This is a genomic window from Pseudofrankia sp. EUN1h, assembly GCF_001854645.1.
Taxonomy (GTDB): domain Bacteria; phylum Actinomycetota; class Actinomycetes; order Frankiales; family Frankiaceae; genus Pseudofrankia; species Pseudofrankia saprophytica.
Map to the genome: position 1 here is coordinate 16411 of NZ_MBLN01000042.1, position 23513 is coordinate 39923.

19 protein-coding genes are annotated in these 23513 nt (G+C 72.5%); 7 read left to right on the forward strand and 12 right to left on the reverse strand.

Annotation, left to right across the window (positions count from 1 at the left end):
- Window positions 1-2520: an aminopeptidase N gene (gene pepN / locus BCD49_RS09300; RefSeq protein WP_071041396.1), complete on the forward strand. Its 2520-nt coding sequence runs from the start codon at window positions 1-3 to the stop codon at window positions 2518-2520.
- A 33-nt stretch (window positions 2521-2553) separates the two neighbouring features.
- Here the strand turns inward: pepN and BCD49_RS09305 are convergent, their stop codons facing one another.
- Window positions 2554-4194 (reverse strand): N-acyl-D-amino-acid deacylase family protein, encoded by a 1641-nt coding sequence (locus BCD49_RS09305; RefSeq protein ID WP_071041397.1) that lies wholly within the window; start codon window positions 4192-4194, stop codon window positions 2554-2556.
- A gap of 311 nt (window positions 4195-4505) precedes the next feature.
- Here BCD49_RS09305 and BCD49_RS09310 point away from each other — a divergent pair, with 311 nt between their 5' ends.
- On the forward strand, window positions 4506-5162 hold the full coding sequence (locus BCD49_RS09310; protein ID WP_007508180.1) for a Rieske (2Fe-2S) protein: 657 nt from the start codon (window positions 4506-4508) through the stop codon (window positions 5160-5162).
- 133 nt (window positions 5163-5295) lie between these two features.
- Here BCD49_RS09310 and BCD49_RS09315 read toward each other — a convergent pair whose 3' ends face one another.
- On the reverse strand, window positions 5296-6603 hold the full coding sequence (locus BCD49_RS09315; protein ID WP_071041398.1) for an MFS transporter: 1308 nt from the start codon (window positions 6601-6603) through the stop codon (window positions 5296-5298).
- Between the two features lie 789 nt (window positions 6604-7392).
- On the opposite strand from BCD49_RS09315, the gene BCD49_RS43465 reads away from it, so the two are divergent.
- Together BCD49_RS43465 and BCD49_RS09325 are read left to right on the forward strand one after the other, a co-directional pair.
- Window positions 7393-7545 (forward strand): hypothetical protein, encoded by a 153-nt coding sequence (locus tag BCD49_RS43465; RefSeq protein WP_157845280.1) that lies wholly within the window; start codon window positions 7393-7395, stop codon window positions 7543-7545.
- A gap of 326 nt (window positions 7546-7871) precedes the next feature.
- Complete coding sequence (locus BCD49_RS09325; protein ID WP_007508173.1) at window positions 7872-9035, forward strand: cytochrome P450; 1164 nt, start codon at window positions 7872-7874, stop codon at window positions 9033-9035.
- A 173-nt stretch (window positions 9036-9208) separates the two neighbouring features.
- Here BCD49_RS09325 and BCD49_RS09330 read toward each other — a convergent pair whose 3' ends face one another.
- On the reverse strand, window positions 9209-11665 hold the full coding sequence (locus tag BCD49_RS09330) for a CoA transferase (protein ID WP_007508171.1): 2457 nt from the start codon (window positions 11663-11665) through the stop codon (window positions 9209-9211).
- Window positions 11662-12687 (reverse strand): LLM class flavin-dependent oxidoreductase, encoded by a 1026-nt coding sequence (locus BCD49_RS09335; protein ID WP_007508169.1) that lies wholly within the window; start codon window positions 12685-12687, stop codon window positions 11662-11664. The genes BCD49_RS09330 and BCD49_RS09335 overlap by 4 nt, the downstream gene beginning before the upstream one ends.
- Before the next feature lie 285 nt (window positions 12688-12972).
- Here BCD49_RS09335 and BCD49_RS09340 point away from each other — a divergent pair, with 285 nt between their 5' ends.
- The 3 genes from BCD49_RS09340 to BCD49_RS09350 all read left to right on the forward strand — a co-directional run bounded on the left by BCD49_RS09340 (window position 12973) and on the right by BCD49_RS09350 (window position 15517).
- Entirely contained in the window at window positions 12973-13419 is a 447-nt protein-coding gene (locus BCD49_RS09340; RefSeq protein ID WP_007508167.1) for a Zn-ribbon domain-containing OB-fold protein, read from the forward strand.
- Window positions 13420-13424: 5 nt separating this feature from the next.
- Complete coding sequence (locus tag BCD49_RS09345) at window positions 13425-14609, forward strand: thiolase family protein (RefSeq protein ID WP_007508166.1); 1185 nt, start codon at window positions 13425-13427, stop codon at window positions 14607-14609.
- 89 nt (window positions 14610-14698) lie between these two features.
- On the forward strand, window positions 14699-15517 hold the full coding sequence (locus BCD49_RS09350) for an SDR family oxidoreductase (RefSeq protein WP_007508164.1): 819 nt from the start codon (window positions 14699-14701) through the stop codon (window positions 15515-15517).
- Between the two features lie 88 nt (window positions 15518-15605).
- Here BCD49_RS09350 and BCD49_RS09355 read toward each other — a convergent pair whose 3' ends face one another.
- The 8 genes from BCD49_RS09355 to BCD49_RS09390 all read right to left on the reverse strand — a co-directional run bounded on the left by BCD49_RS09355 (window position 15606) and on the right by BCD49_RS09390 (window position 23467).
- Window positions 15606-16856: an ABC transporter substrate-binding protein gene (locus BCD49_RS09355; protein ID WP_232794205.1), complete on the reverse strand. Its 1251-nt coding sequence runs from the start codon at window positions 16854-16856 to the stop codon at window positions 15606-15608.
- A gap of 198 nt (window positions 16857-17054) precedes the next feature.
- Window positions 17055-18302, reverse strand: a complete 1248-nt coding sequence (locus BCD49_RS09360; protein ID WP_007508161.1) for an amidohydrolase family protein — start codon at window positions 18300-18302, stop codon at window positions 17055-17057.
- Between the two features lie 122 nt (window positions 18303-18424).
- On the reverse strand, window positions 18425-19303 hold the full coding sequence (locus BCD49_RS09365) for a TIGR03619 family F420-dependent LLM class oxidoreductase (protein ID WP_071041399.1): 879 nt from the start codon (window positions 19301-19303) through the stop codon (window positions 18425-18427).
- Window positions 19300-20232, reverse strand: a complete 933-nt coding sequence (locus BCD49_RS09370) for an alpha/beta hydrolase (protein ID WP_007508157.1) — start codon at window positions 20230-20232, stop codon at window positions 19300-19302. Before BCD49_RS09370 ends, BCD49_RS09365 begins: the two co-directional genes overlap by 4 nt.
- Complete coding sequence (locus BCD49_RS09375) at window positions 20229-21065, reverse strand: SDR family NAD(P)-dependent oxidoreductase (RefSeq protein WP_007508155.1); 837 nt, start codon at window positions 21063-21065, stop codon at window positions 20229-20231. The genes BCD49_RS09370 and BCD49_RS09375 overlap by 4 nt, the downstream gene beginning before the upstream one ends.
- Complete coding sequence (locus BCD49_RS09380; protein ID WP_007508152.1) at window positions 21058-21267, reverse strand: ferredoxin; 210 nt, start codon at window positions 21265-21267, stop codon at window positions 21058-21060. The genes BCD49_RS09375 and BCD49_RS09380 overlap by 8 nt, the downstream gene beginning before the upstream one ends.
- Entirely contained in the window at window positions 21264-22154 is an 891-nt protein-coding gene (locus tag BCD49_RS09385; protein WP_007508150.1) for an LLM class F420-dependent oxidoreductase, read from the reverse strand. Before BCD49_RS09385 ends, BCD49_RS09380 begins: the two co-directional genes overlap by 4 nt.
- Window positions 22151-23467 carry a cytochrome P450 gene (locus tag BCD49_RS09390; protein ID WP_083401364.1) on the reverse strand — a complete coding sequence of 439 codons (1317 nt, stop codon included), beginning with the start codon at window positions 23465-23467 and terminating at the stop codon, window positions 22151-22153. Before BCD49_RS09390 ends, BCD49_RS09385 begins: the two co-directional genes overlap by 4 nt.
- Window positions 23468-23513: the final 46 nt, after the last annotated feature.

Genomic DNA, 23513 nt, shown 5'->3' on the forward strand with positions numbered 1-23513 from the left:
ATGGTGGCGTTGACCAGGCCGGAGGCGCAGCGGCGAGCGGAATCGGTCGACGTCGACCGCTACACGATCGAGCTGGATCTCACCGAGCCGGGTGACTTCTTCGTCTCCAGCACGACGATCGCCTTCACCGCCCGCGAGCCGGAGACGTTCGTCGAGCTGATCTGCGAGGAGCTGCTCGAGGTCGTTCTCGATGGCGTGCCCCAGCCGGTCGAGGCGTTCGACCGGACCTCCCCGATCGGCGGGGCCGATCGGGCAGGGATCCCGGGCCGGCTGCCGGTACGCGGCCTGGGCGGGCGGCATGAGCTGCTCGTCAGGGCGCGCTCGCGCTACTCGCACGACGGCGAGGGCCTGCACCGGTTCGTCGACCCGGCCGACGGCGGGACCTATCTGTGCGCGACGTCGTCGGTCGACAACGCCAAGCGGTGGTTCGCCTGCTTCGACCAGCCGGACCTGAAGGCCCGCGTCAGCGTGCGGGTCCAGTGCCCGCCCGACTGGACGGTCGTCGGCAACGGCGCGGCGACCCGGACCGGTCCGGGCACCTGGGAGCTGGCCGAGACCAGGCCCATCTCGACCTACCTCGTCACCCTGGTGGCCGGCCCGTGGCATTCGGTGCTCGGGGAACACGACGGCATCCCGCTCGGCCTGCACGTCCGGCGCTCCCTGGCGGCCGAGCTCGACCGGGACGCGGCCGAGCTTCTGCGGCTGACCGCCGACTCCCTCAACGCCTTCCACGAGCTGTTCGAGGTGCGCTATCCGTTCGGCGAGTACCACCAGGCCTTCGTCCCGGAGTTCAACTGGGGCGCGATGGAGAACCCCGGCTGCGTCACCTTCCGCGACCAGCTGATCTTCCGGTCGCGGCCGAGCGAGGCGGAGCTGCTCGGCCGGGCGAACACGGTCGTCCACGAGATGGCGCACATGTGGTTCGGCGACCTGGTGACCATGCGCTGGTGGGACGACCTGTGGCTCAACGAGTCCTTCGCCGAGTACCTGGCCCGCCGCGTCACCCCGCTGGTGTCGGGCCTGCCGGCGGGCCCGGACTTCGCGGCGGCGCGCAAGAGCTGGGGCTACGCCGCCGACCGCCGCGCCACCACCCACCCTGTCGCCGGCAACGGCGCCGCGGACGCCCGCTCCGCCCTGGACGACTTCGACGGCATCTCCTACGCCAAGGGCGCCAGCGTGCTGCGGCAGCTCGCCGCCTACCTGGGCGAGGACATGTTCCTGGGCGGGCTGCGCGAGCACGTCCGCTCGCACGCCTATGGCAACGCCACGTTCGCCGACCTGCTCGCGTCCTGGTCCGCCCAGGCGGGCCCGGGCACGCCCACCGGCGCCGACCTCGCGCGGTGGGCCCACGAGTGGCTGCGCCTGGCCGGCGTGGACATCGTCGCCGTCGAGACCGGGCCGTCCGGGGACGTCCTGCGCCGCCAGCCGCCGGTGTTCGGCCCGGCGGCCGACCGGCCGCACGCCATGACCGTCGCCGTGCTTCCCGGTGACGGCGCCCGGGCCGAGGTCGTCCTCGGTGGCGAGCCGGTGCCGGTCCCGGCGGCCGGTCCCGGCGAGCTCGTGCTTCCGAGCGCCGGCGACGAGACCTGGGCCACGATCCGACTGGCCGCGGACCACTGGGAACGCCTGCCCGCGGTCCTGGCCGTGACCGGTGACGCCACGGCCCGCGTGGTGGCATGGAACGCGCTGCGTACCGGCCTGGCCGACGGGCTGGTGTCGCCCGAGCTCGCGGTGCGGACGGTCGCGGCCGGCCTGCCGACCGAGCTCGACGTCGTCACCGCGCGGCTGCTGCCGTGGATCACCGCCGCGGTGTCCCTGTACCTCGCGCCGGGCCCGGAGCGCACGGCGGCGTTCACCGTCCTCACCGACGCGACCCGGGCGTTGCTCGCGGACGCGAAGCCCGGCGGCAGCGGCCAGCTGACCGCGGCCCGCGGCTGGGTCGGTCTCACCGACGACCTCGACGCGCTGCGCGCCTGGCGCCCGGGTGACGAGCCGTTCGCGGGCCTGACCGTCGACGTCGAACTGAGCTGGCTGGTTCTGGAACGACGAGCCGCGCTTGGCGACCTCACCGTCGACCAGATCGAGGCGGCCTACGCCGCGGACCGGACGGCGTCCGGCCTGGTGCACGCGACCCACTGCCKGGCGCTGCGCCCCGACCCGGCCGCGAAGGCCGCGGCGTGGGCTGAGCTCCTCGACCCTGCCAGCACGCTGTCCCACTACCAGCTGTCCGCGCTGGCCGGCGGGATCTGGGTGGCCGGCCAGGAGGACCTGGCGGCGCCCTACGCCCGGCGCTGGTTCGCCGACCTGCCGGCGACCGCGGCGTTCCGGGGCACGATGTCGCTGGCGAGGCTCGCCGACCTGTGCTTCCCGCGGCTCGCGGTCACCGCGGAGACCCTTGGCTGGGCCGAGGCGTTCGCGGGGCTCACCGACGTCCCGTCCGGCCTGCGCCGGACCGCCTCCGACGGCGCCGACGACCTGCGCCGCGCCCTCGCCGTCCGCGCCGCCGCCAGCGCGACCTGATATCGCCCGTCAGGGCTGACGCGAGTGGTCGGCTCAGGCGCGCAGGAGGCGGCCGGGGGTGGTGCCGGGGATCTCCTCGCCGGCGGCACGGGTGGCGACGCCGTTGACCCAGAGGTGCTCGACGCCGGTGCTGCGGACCAGCAGGCGGTCGGCGCCGCCTGGCTGGTCGTGGGTCCGCTCGACGGGCGTCGTGCCGACGGTGTCCGGGTCGAAGGCGAYGAGGTCGGCGTAGAAACCGGGCTGGACGAGGCCGCGGTCGGCGACGCGGAACACCTGGTGTGGATGCCCGGTGAGCCGCCAGACGGCGTCCTCCAGGCTCAGGGCTTTGCGCTCGCGTACCCAGTGGCCGAGCAGGTGGGTCGAGTAGCAGGCGTCGCAGAGCTGGCTGGCGTGCGCGCCGGCGTCCGAGAGGCCCAGCAGGGTCCGCCTGTCGGCCAGCAGGTCCGCCAGCTCGGCGTCGCCGTCGTTCTCCAGGACGACCCGGAAGCGGGTCGTGCCGGTGTCGGCCAGCGCCAGGTCGAGCATCAGGTCGAAYGGCGTGGTGCCGTGCTCGGCGGCCAGCCGGTCCAGCGGGATGCCGACGAGGTCGCGGTGGGTCTCCGTCTCCTCGACGTCGATCTTGTGCCAGCGGTGGCCCCAGGCCGCCAGCGTCGCCGGCCGGGCGCGCTCCCGCCAGGAGGCGTCCCGGTACAGGTCCGCCCGCCGCTCCCGCGGCAGCGCGAGCACCTCTTTCCACTCGTCCACGGCGGCGAGGGGGGTCGGGTCGTCCATGGTGGTCTGCATGACGATCGGCCGGCAGGCGATCTGCGGGTAGACCTCGCCCGGTAGGGCGGCCCCGCGCTCGACGGTGCGCAGCGCGGCGCCCGGCTTCTCCGGCCGGGTGACCAGCGCCGTCCACGTGACCGGGATGCCGTAGCGGGTGGCGATCTCGGAGAACTGGTCGACGAACAGGCCGGGGCCGATCGAGACGGCGAGCACGCCCTTGCCGGCCTCACCGAGGACCTCGGCGAGCTGGTACACCTCGTCGACCTCGGCGAACCGGCTCGGCACGGGCCGACCGTAGGCGCCGGAGTGCGCGGGCTGGCGGGAGGTGGAGAACCCGATCGCGCCGGCGTCGAGCGCCTCCCGCACGAGCCGGCGCATCGTCGCCAGCTCGTCGTCCGTGGCCGGGCGCTCCTCGCCGCCAGTGACGAACAGGCGCAGGGGGGAGTGGCCGATGAAGACGCCGACGTTGAGGCGCTTGGCGCGGGCGTCGAGCGCGGCGAGGTACTCCGGGAACGTCTCGAAGCACCAGTCGATGCCGGCTTTCAGCGCCTCCATCGACATGCCTTCGACGTTCTCCAGGAGCCGGACGATCAGGTCGCGGTGCTCCGGGCGGGTCGGGGCGACGCCGAAGCCGCAGTTGCCCATGACGACGCTGGTGACGCCGTGCCAGCTCGACGGGGTGAGGTCGCCGTCCCAGAGGATCTGGGCGTCGTAGTGGGTGTGGACGTCGATGAAGCCGGGCGCCAGCACCAGCCCGCCCAGGTCGACGACCTCGGTGCCGGCCTCGGGGGCGAGGCCGCCCGGCTCGGTGACGGCGGAGATCCGGTCACCGGTGACGGCGACGTCCGCCGGGCGGGCCGGTGCCCCGCTTCCGTCGATCAGCGTGGCGTTGCGCAGCAACAGGTCCATCGAGGCTCCATCGGTCATCCGGCGAACCGAGCACCCCAAAATTAGCAAACACTCGCTCACTTATCGACCGGTGTGCGCTCGTCGTCAGCGGCCTGGCGGCCCGGCGGCCTGGCGCCCCGGCGGCCTGGCGGCCTGGCGCCCCGGCGGCCTGGCGGCCTGGCGCCCCGGCGGCCTGGCGCCCCGGCGGCCTGGCGGCCTGGCGGCACAGGTCAGCCGCGCTGGTGTACGGCGGGCGACAGTTTTCGACTTCTTTACCACGCCTCGCCGTACGGTGCGGACCGCTGACCAGGGCCGCGGATAGGAGATGTGACATGACGCAGGAACCCACGCCACCGTCCGCCGAGTCACCATTGCTGACCCGTCGAGGGGTCTCCTCGCTGGCGCTGGCCGCGGGCGTCTCCGGTCTCGTCCTGGCCGCCTGCGGCGGTGGCGACTCGGCCACGACCGCGACGGGGACCGCCTCGGCGTCGACGACGGGCGGCACCCCCTCGAACACGCCGTCCCCCACCGCGACCACTCCGTCCGCCTCGCCGTCCGAGAGCCCGTCGGCGGCCCCGGCCGGCCAGCCCCAGGGCGGCGCCGCGCAGCCACCGCCGCCGCAGCAGCCGCAGCAACAACCACCGGCGCAGCAGCCCCCCGCGCAGCAGCCGCCGGCGACGACGGCGGCGGCGCCGAAGCCGGCCGGCACGCGGCTGGCCAGCGTCGGCGACGTCCCTTCCGGGGGTGGTGTCGTGCTCGGCGGCCAGAACATCGTGCTGACCAACACCGGCGGCACGATCCACGGCTTCTCCGCGACGTGCACCCACCAGGGCTGCACGGTCGGCGGCGTCTCCGGCGGCACGATCAACTGCCCCTGCCACGGCAGCCGCTTCGACGCCTCGTCCGGCGCGGTCGTGGCCGGCCCCGCCGCGCGCTCCCTACCGGCTGTCCGTGTCGTCGTCCAGGACGGCGCCGTCTACAAGCCCTGACCGCCCCCGCCGCCCCCGCCGCTCCCGCCGCCCCGCCCCGCCGCGGCGCGGCGCGGATGGTGATCGCCGATCGTGTCCTGCCGTGGTTGCCTGCGGGGCCAGATCGCGACCATGGGAGGGCACAGACACCGATCTAGACCAGGCGACGGGCATCGGCCACGGTGCGGACGGCCGGTACGCCGGTGGTCGCCAGCCAGCCGCCGGCGGCCAGCATGCAGACCGCCGCGGCCACCAGCACCGGCCTGGTGCCTAGCGTCGCGGCCAGGAGACCGCCGAGCAGGCTGCCGACGGGGAGCGTGCCCATGACGATCGTGCGGGCGCAGGCGTTGACCCGGCCGAGCAGCTCGCGGGGCACGATGGCCTGCCGCAGGCTGATGTGGTTGACGTTGTAGAGCGGTACGACCATGGCGCCGACGGCCATCCCCGTTCCCGCGGTGACGAGGATGAGCCAGTGCGGCCCGGCGGCCAGGGAGAACAGCAGCGCGCCCGCGCCCTCCGCGACCAGCCCGAGCACCAGGGCCCAGCCGAGGCCCGTCCACCGCGTCAGCCGGCCGACGAGCAGGGACGTGGCGATGCCGGCGAGGCCCTGGACGGCGAACAGCAGGCCGATGAAGGCGGCGGACAGCCGCAGCTCGCGGGCCAGGAAGATGACCTGCAGCGCGGCGCCGACGCCGGAGAACAGGTTCAGCGTTCCGCCGGCGATCGCCACCCGCCGCAGCATCGGATGCCGCAGGAGGAACCGCGCGCCCTCGGCGATCCCGAGCGAGCCGGCCGCGGTGCCGGTGCCGGTGCCGGTGCCGGTGGCTGGCGGGCGCCTGGCGGTCCGCACACCGAGGAGGATCAGCGCGGCGGCCGCGAACGAGACCGCGTCGACGCTCATCGCCGTGGGCGCGGTGAGCGCGACGACGAGGAAGCCGGCCATCGCCGGTCCGGCGGTCTCGGCGAGCCCGCGCAGGAACGTGAGGCGGGCGTTCGCCGTCGTCAGCTGGTCGACGTCGACGGTCTCCGGCAGGGTGCTCTGGCTCGCGAGGGCGGCGAAGACGGCCAGCGAGCTCACCAGCAGCGCGATGACCACCAGTGGCCAGATGGTCAGCACGTGCAGGGCGGCGGCCAGCGGCACGACGCCGATGAGCGCCGCCTGGCCCCAGCTCGACCAGCGCAGCACCGTGGCGCTCGACCGGCGGTCCAGCAGGGCCCCGGCGACCAGCGCGAGCACGATGACCGGGGCGAACCCGGCGGCCCGGAGCAGGCCGACGGCGCCCGGGCTGGCGTTCAGGTAGGTCACGGCGGTGAGCGGCAACGCGACCAGGGTGACCTGCGAGCCGACCGCGGACACCCCGTCCGCCGCCCACAGCGCCCAGAACTGCCTGGACAGCCCACGATTCCGCTTCTCCGGCTTTGTCTCGTCGATCAGCGCGACATTTTGCTGTAACAGACTCATCGGCGCTCCAACAACGATGCTCCAACACTGTCGAACGCTGTCGGTCAAAGCCGGCCGCCGTCGCTGGCAATTCTCGCCCGCCTATCACTCCTGGCGCGGTGGCCACGGACCGACGCTGAACGGCTTTTACCTGCGGACTCGCCGGAACGTGGCCGTTCCGCCGACGCGGGGCGCTCGCGGCCGGGCATGGCGGTTGATGAAGGCAAGTTGATGAAGGCAATAGGCCGTCGGGCCTCGGCGTGGTCCGGACTGTCGCGATCGCCTCGCCAGTGTGACTGTTGAACCCCCGTATTGGAAGAGTTCTCCGGAGTGTTGCGTGCCTGGCCACTGTGTGCCATGCTGCGGTCGGCCAAACCTGGACGACAAGCAGCTACGTAAGAATGTATCTGCCCGCGGGCTCTGCCCGCGGCCGGCCGCTGTCTGTATCTCGTGCCCCGGGGTTCGGTGTTCCCATCCGACGAGCAGCTGGCATTCRCGAACCCCGCCGCCTGACCCGGGGTTACTTCACCGACGCTTGCGAAAAGCGATCGGATCTCGTTCCTTCGACCGTGGGGCCGAAGGTCTCCGTTGGCCGCGAAGCCAATGATCTCCATTGGTCGCGAGGCCGAAGATCTCCGTGACGGGCCGCGGCGCGTGTGCCCGATCAGTCTTTGTCGACCGCAGGAGGCGGCAGTGGAAAACATCGATCCTTCGTGCTCGCGCGTGACGTCCGGAACGGGCGTCGCCGAGCGTCCCGAGACGGCCTCGGCACCGCGCAGCCGGGTGTTCCCGCACGTCAAGATACGTACGATGCCGAATCCGGTCCTGGTGGCCTCCGCGCTCGTCGAGCGCGCGGAGGAGCCAGTACCCGGACCGCGAAGCAGGGTGTTCCCGCAGAGCAAGGTGGTGGCCATGCCCGACCTCGACGACCTGGCCGCCGACCTGGTCGGTGCGCGAGAGTAAGCCTGGCACGACCCCTGGCTCCGGCGCGGCGCCCGCGCCCGTGGGCGCCGCGCCGGAGCCGATGCCGGTGACCCGAGATCCGAAGCCCGGTCCCAGCCTGGGCCGCGGCTTCGGGCCCGGGCCGGGGCCACGGGTACGGCACGGCACGGCACAGGCATCTTCGGCGGGTATATCCGTGAACGGCGGGAACCTCAGGCACATGCGAGGCCCCGTGTGTTTCGCCGCTGGATCCGACGGCGAGGAAGGTGCATTGTGTGTGCCGTCGCCGAAGATGGCAAGAAAGATTAACCGGCTCGTTACAGACGGCTCGACCCGGCGAGGGTGACGTGCTTCCGACCTATCCTTTCGCGCTGCCGACTCCGACCGACCCGCCAACGCGGCTGACAAGCCTGGACGGACCCGTCTGCCCGGTAACCACGCCGTGGGGCGGTGACGCCTACCTCGTGACCGGCTACGCCGAGGCGAGAAAGGTCCTGTCCGACCCGGCGTTCAGCCTCGGGCAGGTGCATTCGGCCATGGCGCCGGCGGTCGAGGGCGGTCAATGTCCCAGCAGCCAGAATGTGCCCAACATCGATCCGCCCGGGCACACAATGCTGCGCGGCCTGGTCTCCTCTGTCTTCAGCCCACGGCGGATGGAGCACTGGCGGGTCACGGTCGCCGCCCGGGTCGACGGCCTGCTCGACGAGCTGCGACAGCCCGCCGAACTGGTCAGCTGCGTGGGTGAACCGCTTCCGCTTGCGGTGATCTGCGAGACGATGGGCCTGCCGCCACAGGTCCACGCCGATTTCCGCGGCTGGGCAGAGGCGATCGTGATGGACGACGACACCCGCGACGAGCGCTGGCTGAATGCCTGGACAGGCCTGGTCACCTGCCTTCGGCAACTGATCGCCGAGCGGCGCCGGGACCCGCGGGACGACATCCTCAGCGAGCTCGTCGCGCTTTTCGACCAGCAGGAGGACCTGTCGGAGCTGGGCCTGCTGACGCTGTGCGTACAGCTGCTGGTCGACGGCTACAAGGTGACCTCGAACCAGCTGTGCGTCCTGCTCGTCTCCCTCCTCCAGGACGTGGAGACCTACCAGGCCCTCGTCAGCGGTCCCGATCTCGTCCCCGCCGCCGTCGAGGAGCTCCTACGGCTGCACCCGCACGCCGAGCCGCTCCTGCGGGCCACGACCAGGCAGGTCGATCTCGGCGGCTCCCTGCTTCCGGCGGGCACCCTGGTCCTGGTCGACAAGTTCGCCGTGAACCGGGACGGTCGGCGGTTCGCCGACGCCGACCGACTGCGGATCGACCGCGCCGGCAACAACCACCTCGTCTTCGGCCATGGTCCGCACCGATGCCTCGGCGCCGCGCTCGCCCGCATCGAGCTCCAGACCGTGGTCACCGGCCTGGTCCGGCGGTTTCCGCACCTTCGCCTGGCGCCCGAGGCCGACGCCGTCCGGTGGAGCGGCCGACTGATCGGCGGAATCCAGGAGATCAACGCGACCTGGTGATCGCCCGACTCGCGCCGCCCTGAGGCTGAGGCTGCCGTAAGACTCGCGCGATTGGTAGATCACTGCCACCGTGTCGCCGCGGTCGCGAATCCGGCCAGATCGCAACCGCGACAACACGTCCGCGGCGATCATGAGTTCTTTTGGGTGGGGCGGAGGTCCGCTGCCGTGATCGGCTAGAGCTGGCGGACGATCTTGGCGGCCAGCAGGGCGTCGACGTCCTCGGCGCGGAAGCCGAGGTCGGACAGGACAGCGACGCTGTGCTCGCCGATGCCGGGCAGCGCCAGGGTGGGACCGTCCGACGGCGGCTGGCCGAGGCGGAGGAGCGGGCCGATCTGTTCGAAGTGACCCCACTCCGCGACCTCGTAGGCGGCGACGCGGCCAAGCTGCCGGTTGAGCGGGTCGTCGAGGATGCCGCGGCGGAACTCGTCACGGCTGCGCGGCCGGACCACCTCGGCCAGCAGCCCCTCGGCGCGCAGCCGGGCCACCCAGTCAGCGGCTGGGTCACTCGCGAACGCCTTCTCCAGCAGCCTCTCGACCTCGCGGGCCACCGCGTCGTGGGCGCCGCCGCGCAGCGGGGCGTACGTCGCGAGCCGCCCCCCGGTCGGCGGAGGCTGGCCCCCGCCCAGCAGCGCGCGCAGGCGGGTCCAGGCCTGCTCGTCCGGCAGCACCAGCGCGAACCATTCCCCGTCGCCGGCCTGGTAGAGGCGGTAGCCGGGGCCGTAGCCCGTCTGCGCCTGGTCCAGGGCGGGCCCGGCGACGAGCGCGTCGTCGCGCAGGAAGGAGCCGCTCTGCAGCAGCATCCCGGCGCCGAGCAGGCTGGTCGCGACCTGCTGCCCCTCCTCGGCGACGGCCTGGGCGTACAGGCCGGCGAGGATCCCGCCCGCCGCCACCCAGCCACCGGTCACGTCGATGGGAATCCAGGTCGCGGCGATCGGCTCGTTGCCCTCGCCGCCGATGGCCTGCTCCAGGCCGGTGACGGCCTGCATCAGCGCGTCGTTGCCCGGCTGCCTCGCTCGCGGCCCCCTGGGCCCGAAGGCGCTGGCATGGCAGTAGACCGCGCGCGGGTTGAGCCGGGCGACGTCGGCGGCGCCGATGCCGAGCCGCTCGGCGACGCCGACCCGGAAGTTGTGCAGCACGACGTCGGCCCACCGGATCAACCGCTCTACGACGGGGCGGGCGTCGGGGGCGGTGATGTCGATCGCGATGCTGCGCTTGCCGCGTTGGCAGGCGGCGACCGCGTAGGCGGCGGCCCGCATCGCCTCGCCGTCGGGCGGCTCGACCTTGATGACCTCGGCACCAAGGTCGGCGAGCACCTGGGCGGCGAGCGGTCCGGCGACGAACGCGGAGAAGTCGACCACCCGCACCCCGCGCAGCGGCGCCGCGTTTCCGGCGGCACCCGCGGCCGCGGCACCCGTACGGGTGGTAGCGCCTTCGGTCGTCGCCTCGTTCGTGGCCTGGACGTTCGTGGGCTGGACGTTCGCCGCCTGGGCCTCGGGCCGCTCCTGCGCCCGCGTCTCGGTCGGCGTCTCGGCCGGGGGCTCGGAACCGGGCAGCGGGCCGACCGCGATCGGGGAGCCCAGCATGACCTCGCGGTGGCCGTGCTGGTCGCGCGTGACGGCCAGGCCGATCTCGGCCAGGTGCGGGTCCCGTAACGCCTCGCCGGGGCCGAGGACCGGTTCGCAGGCGACGCCGGCGTCGCGCAGCCGCTCGATCCAGACGTCTCGGGGCCGCAGGGCGAACGGGGCGCGCCAGCGCTTCGCGCGTTCCTGCAGCTTCCCGGTGGACTGGTCGGTGTAGTAGCCCTCGACGCTCGGCTCGTCGCCGAGGACCTCGATGAGCTTGGCGTACATGCCCTTGCCCCCGAACCAGACCTGGATCAGCTCGCCGTCCGCGCAGCGGTAGAGGAAGTTCGGGAAGGTCGAGCCCAGCTCCCAGTAGCCCTCGATCTCGGGCCGTGCCCGCTCGGAGCGCCCGATCATGCAGCCGAGCGTCGCGAGCAGGCCGTCGTAGAGCGACGTCTCCGCCCAGCCGCCGACGCCCGTCACGGCCCGGCGGCGTAGCAGCGCGAGGACCGAGGCGGTCAGCAGGCCGGCGGTTCCGATGCCCGGCGCTCGGACGTCGACGAAGATCGGCCCTGGCCGGTGGCCGGCGAGCTGGGCGCAAAGGCCGGAGCGGGCCTCGACGAGCAGGCCGTAGTCCTCGATGGTTCCCGTCGAGGTCCTGCTGGGGCGGCAGCGGGCGTAGACCAGACCGGGGTTGGTGGAGCGCAGGTCCAGGTGGCCGAGCCCGCGGCCCTCCACCAGCGTCTCGGGCCCGTAGACGAGCGCGGCGTCGGCCTCGGCGAGCAGCGCTCGTACCGGCTCGGCGTCATCGGTCTGGACGACCCGCTTGTCACGGTGCCAGGCCTCGCCCCAGGGCACCCCCGCGTCGATCGCCGGGCGCGTCCGGCCGACGACCCGGACGACCTGCGCGCCGAGGTCCGCGAGCAGCATGCCCGGCACGCCGCCGGCGAGGCCGAGGCCGAGCTCGCTGGTCCCGACCGCGACCTCGACGACCCGCAGCCCGGCCAACGGCCGGGTACCGGGCAACGGCCGGGTATCGGCCGATGGCCGGGTACCGGCCGCCGTCACGGCGCCACCGCCCCGGAAGGCGCGGTGGCCGGACTGGCCGAGCCGGCCGGACTGGCCGAGCCGGCCGGCGCCGTGGCGGGCAGGGTCAGGCGGGGGAGGACCTCCTCGGCGGCGAGCCGGACGACCTCGAGGGTGTTCTCGTGCGCCGCCGGCGAGATGATGAAGTGGCGCACGCCGACGTCGACATACTGCTGCAACCGGGCGGCGACCTCCTCCGGTGTGCCGGCGGGGGCGATCCGGTCGAGCATCGCCGACGGCTTGTCGCCATAGGCCCCGCCGAGGAACGAGGCGACGTCGGCGCGGGCCCGGTCGCCGTCGTGGCGGACCGAGCAGTAGACGTACATCATCCACTCGAAGCCACCGAGGTCGCGGCCGATGTCCGCCGCCTCGGCCTGGATCGTCTCCACCGACCGGGCGTACGCGCTCGGTGACATGAGGTACGGCATCCAGCCGTCGCCGAGCCGGGCCGCGCGGCGCATCGCCGGGGCCTTGCGGCCCGAGACCAGGAAAGGCGGGCCGCCAAGCTGGCCGGAGGTCGCCATCCGGTCCCCGGGCGGTGGGGCGACCGGGCGCAGCGTCACATTGTCGACGTCGAAGAACTTCCCGTGGTGGCTGACCTCGCCGCCACGCCAGAGGGAGCGCAGCAGCGTCATCGCCTCGTCGGTGCGCGGGCCCCGCTCGGCGACCGGCACCCCGACCGACGAGAACTCGAGCGGGAACTCTCCGCCGACGCCCACGCCGACCGACACCCGCCCGCCCGAGCGGGCGTCCAGATCGACGAGCTGCTTGGCCAGCACCACCGGCTGGTAGAGCGGCAGCACCAGGATCGCGGTGCCCACCCGGACCCGCTCGGTCCAGGCCGTCATCAGCGCCAGCCGGGTGATGGCCTCGCCGGTCCCGGTGGGCGGGAGGATGTGGCCGCCCTGCCAGACGGACTCGATCGGCAGGCGCTCCACGGCCTCGAGCCAGCCTCGCTCGGGCTCTGGTAGGGCGGCTGCGCCGAAGACGATGCGGTCAGGCAACCGGGGCTCCTTCGCGACATGCCGGCGCGGCGGCTCGCGGGCCGCCGGCCCAGCGGTGCTCTGTATGAAGCGGCTCTGTGTGAAGCGGCTCTGTGGTGAAGCGCCGCCGGGTGGGCACGCCCGGGCGAGACCGTGCCCCGGTGCGCCGGTCGGGCGGGAATCCCGCGCGTGTACCGACGGCGTGGCGCTAGATTGCGAAGTGAGCGTACACTCCGCAAGTCGTCCTCGCCACCGCTCCGACAGGCGGGACGACCAGGGCGGATCAGCACCGACCCGAGGGGATTCGTGAGCGCGACCGTAGGCATACCGCCCGCCGTCACCGAGGAGACCGCCGCCTTCTGGGCCGCGGCGGCCGAGGGCCGCCTGCTCGTGGAGCGCTGCGCCGACTGCGCGGCCGAGTCGTTCCCGCCGTATGGGATATGCCGCGCCTGCCGGAGTCGCGCCGTCGGGTTCGTCGAGATCACCGGGCGCGGCCGCGTCTACAGCTTCACCGTCAACTACCAGCGTTGGATGCCCGGGCTGGAGGTGCCGTACGCGTTGGTGCTGGTCGAGTTCGCCGGCCACCCGGGCGTGCGGGTCTTCGGCCGGCTGCGTGGCTGTCCGCCGGAGGAGGCCGCGGTGGGGATGGCCGTCGAGGTCGGCTTCGAGCCGGGGCCCGGAGGCTACGCCGTTCCCAGCTTCGTCGCGGTCACCGGCGCCGAGGGCGCCGAGGGCGCCGAGGGTGGGGAGTGAGCGGGATGGGCGGCGAGCTGTTCGAGCGGCGGGCGGTCATCTCCGGCGTCGGCCAGTCGGCGATCGGGCGCCAGATCGACCGCTCCGGGTTCCAGCTGACGATCGACGCGATCCTCGCGGCGGTCGCGGACGCGGGGCTGACCCTCGACGACGTCGACGGGCTCGCGATGTTCCCCGGCGGGGGCAAGGCCAACGTCCCGGGCTACGCCAACGGCGATCTCTACGAGATCCAGGACGCGCTGCGGGTCACCACGTCCTGGCGGCAGGGCATCGTCGAGGGGATGTGCCTGCCGTTCTACGGTCCGGCCATGGCGGTCGCCACCGGCCAGGCCCGCCACGTCGTCATCTGGCGCACGGTCAAGGAGGGCAGCGCGGCGCGGAACGCCGGCGGCCGCCCGGCGTACGGCTCGACGAACCCGACGGCCGCGGGGCCGCTGGCCTGGCTGCTGCCGGTCGGCGCGCTCTCGCCCGTCTGCCAGATCGCCCCGTACGCCACCCGGTACATGCACGAGTACGGCGTCACCCGCGAGCAGCTGGCCTGGATCCCGGTGACCCAGCGCGCGCACGCCGCGCTCAATCCGGACGCGGTCTACCGCTCGCCGCTCACCGTCGACGACTACCTGGCGGCCCGGATGATCTCGACGCCGATCTGCCTGTACGACTGCGACGTCCCCGCCGACGGCGCCACCGCGATCGTGGTGTCCGCCGCCGAGACGGCCGGCGACCTGCGGGCGCCGGTCGCCATCGAGGCGATGGCCGGCGTGGTCGACGGGCGGCCGAGCTGGGAGCAGTGGGAGGACATGGGCCGGGTCGGCTACGCCACCGCGGCGGCGATGTGGGCGCGCACCGACCTGCGGCCGGCCGACGTCGACGTGGCCGAGATCTACGACGGCTTCGCCATCGAGGCCGTCTGGTGGCTGGAGGCGATGGGCTTCTGCGGGCCGGGGGAGGCCGGTGCGTTCGTCGAGGGCGGCAAGCGGATCGGCATCGAGGGGGAGCTGCCGCTGAACACCTGGGGTGGCCAGCTCTCCGGCGGCCGGCTGCACGCCGCGTTCGGTCACACCGCCGAGGCGGTCCGCCAGCTGCGCGGCGAGTGCGGCGAGCGGCAGGTCGCGGGCGCGCGGGTCGCCGCGGTCACCAGCGTCGGCGGCTACGAGGCCGGCGCGGCGCTGCTCACCCGGATGCCGTAGGGCGGACGGCGCACGCGGGCCGGTGACCCAGCCGGCGGGCGGTGATCAGGTATCGCCAGTTTCGAGATATCGAGAGAGGGGTGCGACAGATGGCCGGTCGGGTCGAGGGCAAGGTCGCGATCGTGACGGGGGCCGGCTCGACGCCCGGCCCGGGCGTCGGCACGGGCAAGGCCAGCGCGGTGGTGCTCGCGCGCGAGGGGGCGAGCGTGCTGCTCGTCGACCTGTTCGCCGACCGGGCCGAGGAGACGAAGAAGCTGATCGAGTCCGAGGGCGGCAAGGCGGAGGTCTTCGCCGGCGACTGCACCAAGGCCGCCACCTGCGAGGCGATGGCGAAGGCCGCCGTCGACGCGTTCGGGACCATCGACATCCTCGTCAACAACATCGGCATGGCCTCGGTCGGCACGGTCATCGACATCACCGAGGAGGCCTGGGACAAGGCGCTGGACATCAACCTGCGCACGATGTTCCTGGCCTGCAAGTACACGCTCCCGGTGATGGCGGCGCAGGGCTCGGGCTCGGTCGTCAACATCGCGTCGATCTCCGGGCTGCGCGGCGACGGCACGATCGCCTACTCGGCCGCCAAGGGTGCCATGCTCGCCATGACCGTCGAGATGGCGTACGCGCACGGCCGGCAGGGCATCCGGGTCAACGCCATCGCCCCCGGCCACATCGTCACGCCGATGGTGCTGTCGATCCCCGGCCAGTCCTCCACCTACGTCGACACGCTGCGCAAGGAGGCCGGACTGCTCGGTACCGAGGGCACCGGCTGGGACGTCGCCGCGGCGGTCGGCTTCCTCGCCAGCGACGACGCCCGCTGGGTCACCGGCGTCACCCTGCCCGTCGACTCCGGCGTCCTGACCGTCACTCCGCTGGCCATGGCCAGGCACCTGCGCGCCATCCCCGACTAGGTTCCAGCAGGGTGCTTGCGGCCGGGGCGGGACACGGCGGCCCCCGACGAGCCGCGTCAGTGGGCCGTCGGGAGCCTTTCCGGTCCGGTCAGCCCTCGATCGGGGACTGGCCGATGGGCTTGTAGGTGGTGGGTTGGCCCTTGTCGTCCAGGACGGTGATCAGCCCGCCGCGCACGCACACGGCCGGTGTCGACGGGTTGGCCTTGCCGTTGCAGCGGAACTTCACCCCGTCGGCGCCCGGCAGGGGCTTCTCGGGCATCTTCCGCAGCGCCGCGATGATGCCCGCCGGGGTCAGGTCGGTGGGCGCGATCCCCTCGAGGGCCTCGCGGAAGCCGGCCATCGACGTGAACATGCCGATCGCGACGCCGTTGGTGATGTCGATGTCGTGGCCGTAGGTCGCCGCGACGGCGGTGAACAACTGGTAGCTCCTGTCGTTCTTGTCGGCCGGCGCCTGGGCCGAGATGGTCATGCCCTTCAGGAAGCTGCCCGGCACCGCCTTGCTGGTGTTCTCGCCCAGGCACTGGGGGATGCTGGCGGTCGTGCCGGCGTAGCCGACCTGGCTGAGCGCCCTGAACGCGGCGGTGCAGAACGGCTCGCCGCCGATGACGAAGACGACGCCGGTCCCGTCGGTCGCGATCCGCTGCGCCTGCGGCGTCATGTCGGCCTGGTCCGGCGGGACGGGCACCAGCTCGAAGTCGATGCCGGCCGCCGCGTACAGGGACCTGGCCTGGTTCTGGTAGATGCTCACCGCCGCCGGGATGTCGATCACGATGGCGCTGATCTTCTTGGCCTTCTTCTCCTTGGCCAGGTCGAGCGGCAGCCGCACGACGCTGAAGACCGGGTCACTGAAGATGAAGGTGCTGTCGGGGTCGGCGAGCATGTCGTCGAGACTCGCGGCGTAGTAGGTCGTCGGGATGTGGGCGTCGTGCAGCGGCTTCCAGGAGGGCTGCGGGAACGCCGGGCCGCCGAGGACGACGGCGGCCACATTCTGCTCGACCATCCTGTTGCCGCAGTCGGTGGCCTTGGCCGGGTCGCCGAGGGTCTCGCACGTGACCAGCTGGATCGGCCGGCCGCCGAGGCCGCCGCGGCGCTCGTTGACCCACTTCACGACCGCGTCGGCTACCCGGCCCTCGACGGTGGCGTCGCTGGCGGCGTACTTGCCGTCCGAGATCATGCCGATCTTGATCGGCTGGCCCTTCGCGGGGTTCGCTGCCCCGAGAACGTCGGTGGCGGTCGACGCCGTGGCCTGGGGGGTGGCGGTGTCGGTCCTGTCGCCGCCGCCGCAGCCGGCGGCCAGGAAGGTGACCGCGGCCAGGGGCAGGGCTAAGAGCGCCGCCACCGGACGGTGTCGGAGTCGTCTACGGGGCATGCCGATACGGGAGGTGCCGAGGCGCTGCATGGTCGTCCTATCTCGCGGGTTGTCTCGGTGCGCGAAGCGGGTGCGCGGCTTCGGTCTGAGGGGGCGCCGGGAAAAGCGCCGGAGGCCGACAGGGGAAGTGGCGAAGCCGCGGGCGCGCCCGGAGGCCCGATCCGGGACTCAGGCCGGGCTTGGGGCCCGCAGGCCCAGCAGGCCGCCCAGCGTGCCGCCGAGGATCGCCCGGCGCTCCTCGGGCTCGACGTCCTTGAACAGGTGGTCGATGACCTGGCGGCTGCGCCCGAAGGTCCCTTCGGCGTGCGGATAGTCCATGCCCCACAGCAGCGTCGAGACGCCGGTGACGTGCCGGCAGGCGATCGCCATCGGGTCCTCCTGGAAGGAGACGTGGATCTGGCGCTGGACGTACTCGCTCGGCATGAGGGGGTACGGCCAGCGCTCGTTGAGCCGGAAGAGCTGGGCCATGCCCGGCTGGTCGTCGGCGGCGCGGGCGTCGTCCCAGGTGCCGGCCCAGAAGTCGCGGTTCTGCCCGAGCCCGAGCGTCCAGGCCTTGTCCATCGCGGCCATCGTCGAGACGAGCCAGTTGGCGTTGAACTCCACCAGCAGGAAATGCAGGTCCGGGAACCGTTCGAGCACCCCGGCGCCGACCAGCGACACGACGATCCGCTGCGCGGCCATGGGACCGAACACGGCCGCGCCCATCAACCGTTCGACGATCACCTCGTCGTCCAGCACCTCGTGGTTCTGGGCCTGGGCGGTGGCGATCATCGCCTGGAGGGTCGGCGCCGCGTCCTTGCGGACCTTCACGCCACCGGTCGCCACGTGGAAGGCGATGATCATCCCGTGGGCCTGCGCCGCCGCCCACACCCGATCGCACTGCCGTGAGGAGTACGGGACCGGCGACGTCGCCGGAAGGATGAGCGCCCGCGCTCCCAGGGCGGCCACCCGCTCGATCTCGGCGACGGCGTCGTCGACATCGCTCATCGGGATGGGCATGGTGGCGATCACCCGGTCGCGGTACGGCGTGAAGATCTCCGTCGCGTAGTCGTTGTAGACCCGGGCGTGCGCCATCGACAGCTCATGATGGTCGTGAGTGAACAACCCGAAGAGTGCGTGGTTGGGATGCATCAGCGTCGCCCGGACGCCCTCGTGGTCGAGGTCCTCGATGATCCGGGCGGGGTCGCCGCATTGCGGCGTTCCGTCATGGTGACGGTAACGGGCGTATGCCCAGCCTTCGAAGCCCGGCGTGTGCAGCTTCCGGAAATGGTGGTTTCCGTCGTCCCCGAGCGGTTCTATCTCGAAGTCCTCCTCCCAGACCGCGAGTTCCCGCAGGTGTTTCGGAAGACGGCTGGTGAACAGGTCCGTGGGCTCGACGAAATGCCCGTCCGCCGAGATGATGGCGTGCTCGACCATGAGCGGTCCCTTCTTGTTTGGCCCCAGGTCTGTGTGATTCCAACCCTGTTGGACCCAACCTTTGTTGATTCGAGCCCTGTGTGCCGCCAGGCCCCGTGCCTTTGCCTTGGTTCGTCGCGGGGTCAGCCGGCGTTCGCCGCGATCAGCTTCGCGTAGCGATCGAGAACCGGCAGGATCTCGTCCTTGTCCACCGTGTCGAAGGCGACCACAACCTCGGCGACACCGAGGGACGCAAGGCGTTCCAGCCGGGCTTGGAATCTGTCGTCGTCGACGGGGTCCTGGACCACCCAGATGACCGGGCCGGATGCGGGGCGTCCGGCCTCGGCCCACCGGCGTCGAAGCTCCACGAGCCGGTCCGCGATCCAGCTGATGCTTCCGCCCGGCATCCATCCGTCGGCCCACCCGACGATCGCCTCCATGGCGAGGCCGCGTCCGGCCGCGCCCAGGAGCACCGGGATCGAGGGCTGCGCCGGCTTCGGCCAGGACCAGCTGCGCTCGAGGTTGGCGTACTGGCCGTGGTACTCGGCCTCGGTCTCGGTCCACAGCGCCCGCATGAGCTCGACGTGTTCCCGCACGACCGCCCGCCGGTTCTTCCACGCGTGTCCGTGGCTGACCAGTTCGTCGGCGTTCCAGCCGTATCCCACGCCGAGCGTGAGGCGCCCCCCGGACAGGTGGTCGAGCGTCGCGAGGGCCTTGGCCAGGGCAATCGGGTCGTGCTGGGCGGGAAGGGACGTACAGGTGGCGATCTTCATGGGGGTCCGCGCGGCGACGAACGAAAGCGCGATGTACGGGTCGAGCAGCCGCGGGTAGGTCGGGGGAATGGTGTCCCCGGCGCCGGGAAAGCAGGYGGGGTCGGAACTGACGGGAATGTGGGTGTGCTCGCCGAGGACGAGTGAGGTGAAGCCCCGGTCGGCGGCGGCGTACGCGAGCTCGAGAAAAGGCATCTGGTCCGTCGCGCGATAGAGCACGCCGACGCCCGGGAACGCGGCCGCGCCTGTCATGGGGTTTCCCTTTCTCGCAGATACGCGCCGACGCGGGCGACGGCGTCGTCGGCCTCGGGCATGGTGCCCGCCCACAGCTGATGCGCGTGCGGCATCTCGGGGAAGAGATCGAGGCGGACGTCGACGCCGAGGCGCCGGGCCTTCTCGGCCAGGCGGTGCGCGTCGTCGACGAGCGTGTCCCAGTCGCTGGCCTGGATGTACAGAGGCGGCAGCCCGGTGAGGTCGGCGTGCAGCGGCGACGCGTAGGGGTCACGTGGGTCCTGACCGGCGAGGTACTGGCCCGCGCACCACCGCGTCTCGGCGGGGCTCTGGCGCACGTCGACGTCGACTCGGCTGGTCAGGCTGTCGGCCGTCATCGCGAGGTCGACCCAGGGCGACAGGAGCACGACGGCCGACGGGAGCGACACGCCCTCGTCCCTCGCCCTCAGCAGGAGCGCGATGGCGAGCCCGCCGCCGGCCGAGTCGCCGGCGACGGCCAGGTGGGCGGGGTCGAAGCCCTGGCCGAGCAGCCACCGGTAGGTGGTCAGCGCGTCCGTGACGGCGGCGGGATGGGGGTGCTCGGGCGCCAGGCGGTAGTCCACGCTCAGCGCCGGGCGGCCCGCTGCCCTGGCGAGGTGCCCGACGAGCCTGCGGTGGGAGCGGACGGAGCAGAAGCAGTAGCCGCCACCGTGGAAGTAGAGCAGCGCCCTGCTCGTCGGCGCGCCGTCGGGCCGCGCCCACTGCGCGGGCACCCCGCCCGCGTCGACGTCCTCGAACGTCACCCCGTCCGGCTCGGACGTGCTGGCGCCGATCTCGTCGGCCAGGGCGAGCTGCTGGGCGCGGGACGGCGGGGCCGACGCCCGGGCGGCGCTTCGCTGGTCGCGCAGCAGCTGGTGTATCGCCTGGGCCTGCTCGCTCGCCGTCGTCATCGGCGTCGGCGTCGAGCTCATGTGGTGGCCGGAGTGGGCCGGGTCGGCCTGCCGGCCGCGCCGGGCATGTGGGCCAGCAGGCCGCCGTTGACGTCGATGGTGGCGGCCTGCAGGTACCTCGCCTCGTCGGAGAAGAGGAACGCCACGACGGGGGCGATGTCCTCGGGCAGCGCGAGGCGGGGCATGCACACGTCGTCCAGCGCGCGGTCGAACAGCTTCCGCTGGCTGTCGGTGTAGTCGTCCTCGCCCGTCCATCCCGTCCCGATGGTCCAGCCGGGCACCAGCGTGTTGCACCGGACGCCGGACTTGCCGTACTGGGTCGCGATGTACTTGGTCAGCATGATGCTGCCGGCCTTCGCCGCGCCGTAGGCCGCGGACGTCGCCGAGCCGGCCAGCCCGTTGCCGGACGACACGTTGATGATCGATCCGTCTCCATTGCGCAGCATGTGGGGGAGCACGGCGCGGCAGCACAGGAACTGGCTGGTCAGGCACGTCCGAATCGTCCAGTCCCACGCCTGAAGGGTCGTGTTGACCAGGTCGACCGCCGCTCCCGGATGAACCGCGTAGGCGTTGTTGTGCAGCCCGTGCACCGTGCCGAACCGGGCGACCGCGGCGTCGACGAGCGCGGTCACCTCGTCCTCCACGGTCAGGTCGACGCCGAAGCCGAGCGCGCGACCGCCGGACGCCTCGATCGCCCCGGCGACGGCGGCCGCGCCGTCGGCGTTCAGGTCGGCGGCGACCACCGCCGCGCCCAGCTCGGCGCACCGCACCGCGGCCGCCCGCCCCATCCCCGACGCGGCGCCCGTGATGATGACGACCTTGCCGCTCAACGTGCCCGCTGGTTGATCAGCCATCGTTGCCCATGCCTTCCGTGATCGTGATGGAGTACGTCGGGCACTGTCTGGCCGCCAGGCGGACAGCGGCCTCGTACGCGGCCGGGACCTCGTCGACCCGCACGACGGAGTAGCCCTCGCCGGTCAGCTCGAACACCTCGGGAGCGTGGCCGACGCAGATGCCGTGGCCGGCGCAGGCGGTGTCGTCGACCTCGGCCCTCACCGGTGGCCCCACTCGGCCGTGACGACCTTCGCGTAGCGGTCGAGCAGCGGCAGGATCTCCTCGCGGGTGGTGGTCGGGATGTCGAGAACCACCTGGTCGACCGCGAGCTCGTGGAAGCGGTCGAGCTGGACGCGCAGCCGGTCGTCGTCGACCACGTCCTGCATGGGCCACACGATGGGGCCGGACGCGGGGCGGCCGGCGTCGACCCACCTGCTGCGCAGCTCGGCGAGCTTCGCGGCCAGCCACCTCCCGTGGCTCCCGCCCGGAAGCCAGCCGTCGGCCCAACCAATGATCGCCTCGAAGCCGCGGTCGCCGCCCTGGACACCGAGCAGCACGGGCACCGAGCCCTGCGCGGGCTTCGGCCAGGACCAGCTGCGCTCCAGGTTGGCGTGCTGGCCGTGGTATTCGGCCTCCTCCTGCGTCCACAGCGCCCGCATCAGCTCGATGTGCTCGTGGACGATCTCCCGGCGGTCGGCGAAGTCCTTCCCGTGGTTGGCGAGCTCCTCCTGGTTCCAGCCGAACCCCACGCCAAGGGTGAACCGCCCGCCGGACAGGTGGTCGAGCGTCGCGATGGTCTTCGCGAGCGCGATCGGGTCGTGCTGGGCGACGAGGGCGATGCCCGCGGCGATCCGCAGCGAGGTCCGCGCGGCGATGAACGCGAGCGCGACGTACGGGTCGGGGAAATGGGGGTATGCGTCGGGCAGCTCGCCGTCGACGGTGCCGGGGAACGGGGACAGGCGGCTGACCGGGATGTGGGTGTGCTCGCCGACGACGACGCAGTCGAAGCCGCGTTCCTCGGCGGCGTGGGCGAGGTCGACCAGCGGCATCGACGCGTCGGTCTGCCGGTAGAGAAGCCCGACCCGCGGCGGACGGGCAGGGTCCGTCATGCGGCGGCGCCCCGCGGGTCGAACTCGAGCGTGAGGCCGGTGAGGCCGCGCAGCACGAACGAGGGAACGTAGTCGAACCGGCGCGCCCCGGCGGAGCCGTGGACCTCCTCCGAGAAGCGGATGTCGCTGGTACGGGCGAGGAACTGCTCGATGGCGACGGCCGCCTCGCTGCGCACGAGCGGGGCGCCTGGGCAGGTGTGCACGCCCCGCCCGAAGGCGAGGTGCTGGCGCGCGTTGGGGCGTTCCAGCTGGAACTCCGACGGGTTCTCGAACTTCCTGGGGTCCCGGTTGGCCGCTCCATGCAGCAGGAACACGTGGCTGCCGGCGGGGATCTCCGTCCCGCCGACCTCTGTCGGGACCCTGGCGAGCCTGAAGTCGCCCTTGACCACGCTCTCCATGCGCAGGGTCTCCTCGATGAAGTTCGGGATGAGCCCTGGCTCGGCGCGCAGCCTGGCCTGGACCGCCGGCTCCTCGGCGAGGATCCTGAACGCGCTGGAGAGGAAGCGCGTGCTGGACTCGTGGCCGGCCGCGAAGATGATCGCGGCGATGCGCACGACGTCCATGACCTCGGGCAGGGAGCCGTCCTTGAACGTGGCGGTCGCCAGCCCGGTGAGCACGTCGTCCCGCGGGTCGCGACGGCGGTCCTCGACGTACGTGGCGAACTTCTCGTAGAGCCAGGCGAGCGGGTTGGCGCCCATCGCCTCGCCCGTCGTGCTGCCGACGCCACCGCCCGTGGGCTGGGACATACCCTCCAGGAACCCGTCCCGGTCCTGTGGGGGAACGCCGATCAGATCCGCGATGATGAGCAGGGTGAACGGAGTGGCGAAATCACGGATGAAATCACACCCGCCCTTGTCGATGAACGTGTCGATCTGGCGCTGGGTGACCTGACGCATGTACGCCTCGTTCTCCCGCAGGCGCTTCGGCGTGATCAGCCGCATCAGCAGCCCGCGATGCGCCGTGTGCTCCGGTGGGTMGAGGCACAGCAACATGTCGCTGAACGGCAGCTCGTAGCGATGCGCCTCGATCAGCGCGCTGATGTCGTCGCCCTCGAGCGGCACCGGGAACGGGAACAACGGGCCGGCCACCGAGTTGCACGATGAGTAACGCTCCGCGTCGTTCTGGATCTCGACGGCCTCCTCGAAACCGGTGACCATGACGACGCCGTGCTGGCTCTCGCGGTGCACCGGGCACTGGCCGCGCAGGTACTCGAAGTACGGATACGGGTTCTCGACGAGATCCGGGCCCAGGAAGAAGTCGGTCGTGCTGTAGTCGGGCATTGTTTCGGTCGTCTCCTTCTCGTTCTTCGGCATCAATCGCTCCACAGGGCATTTCCCGCACCCGCGCGAGGTAGCCGGC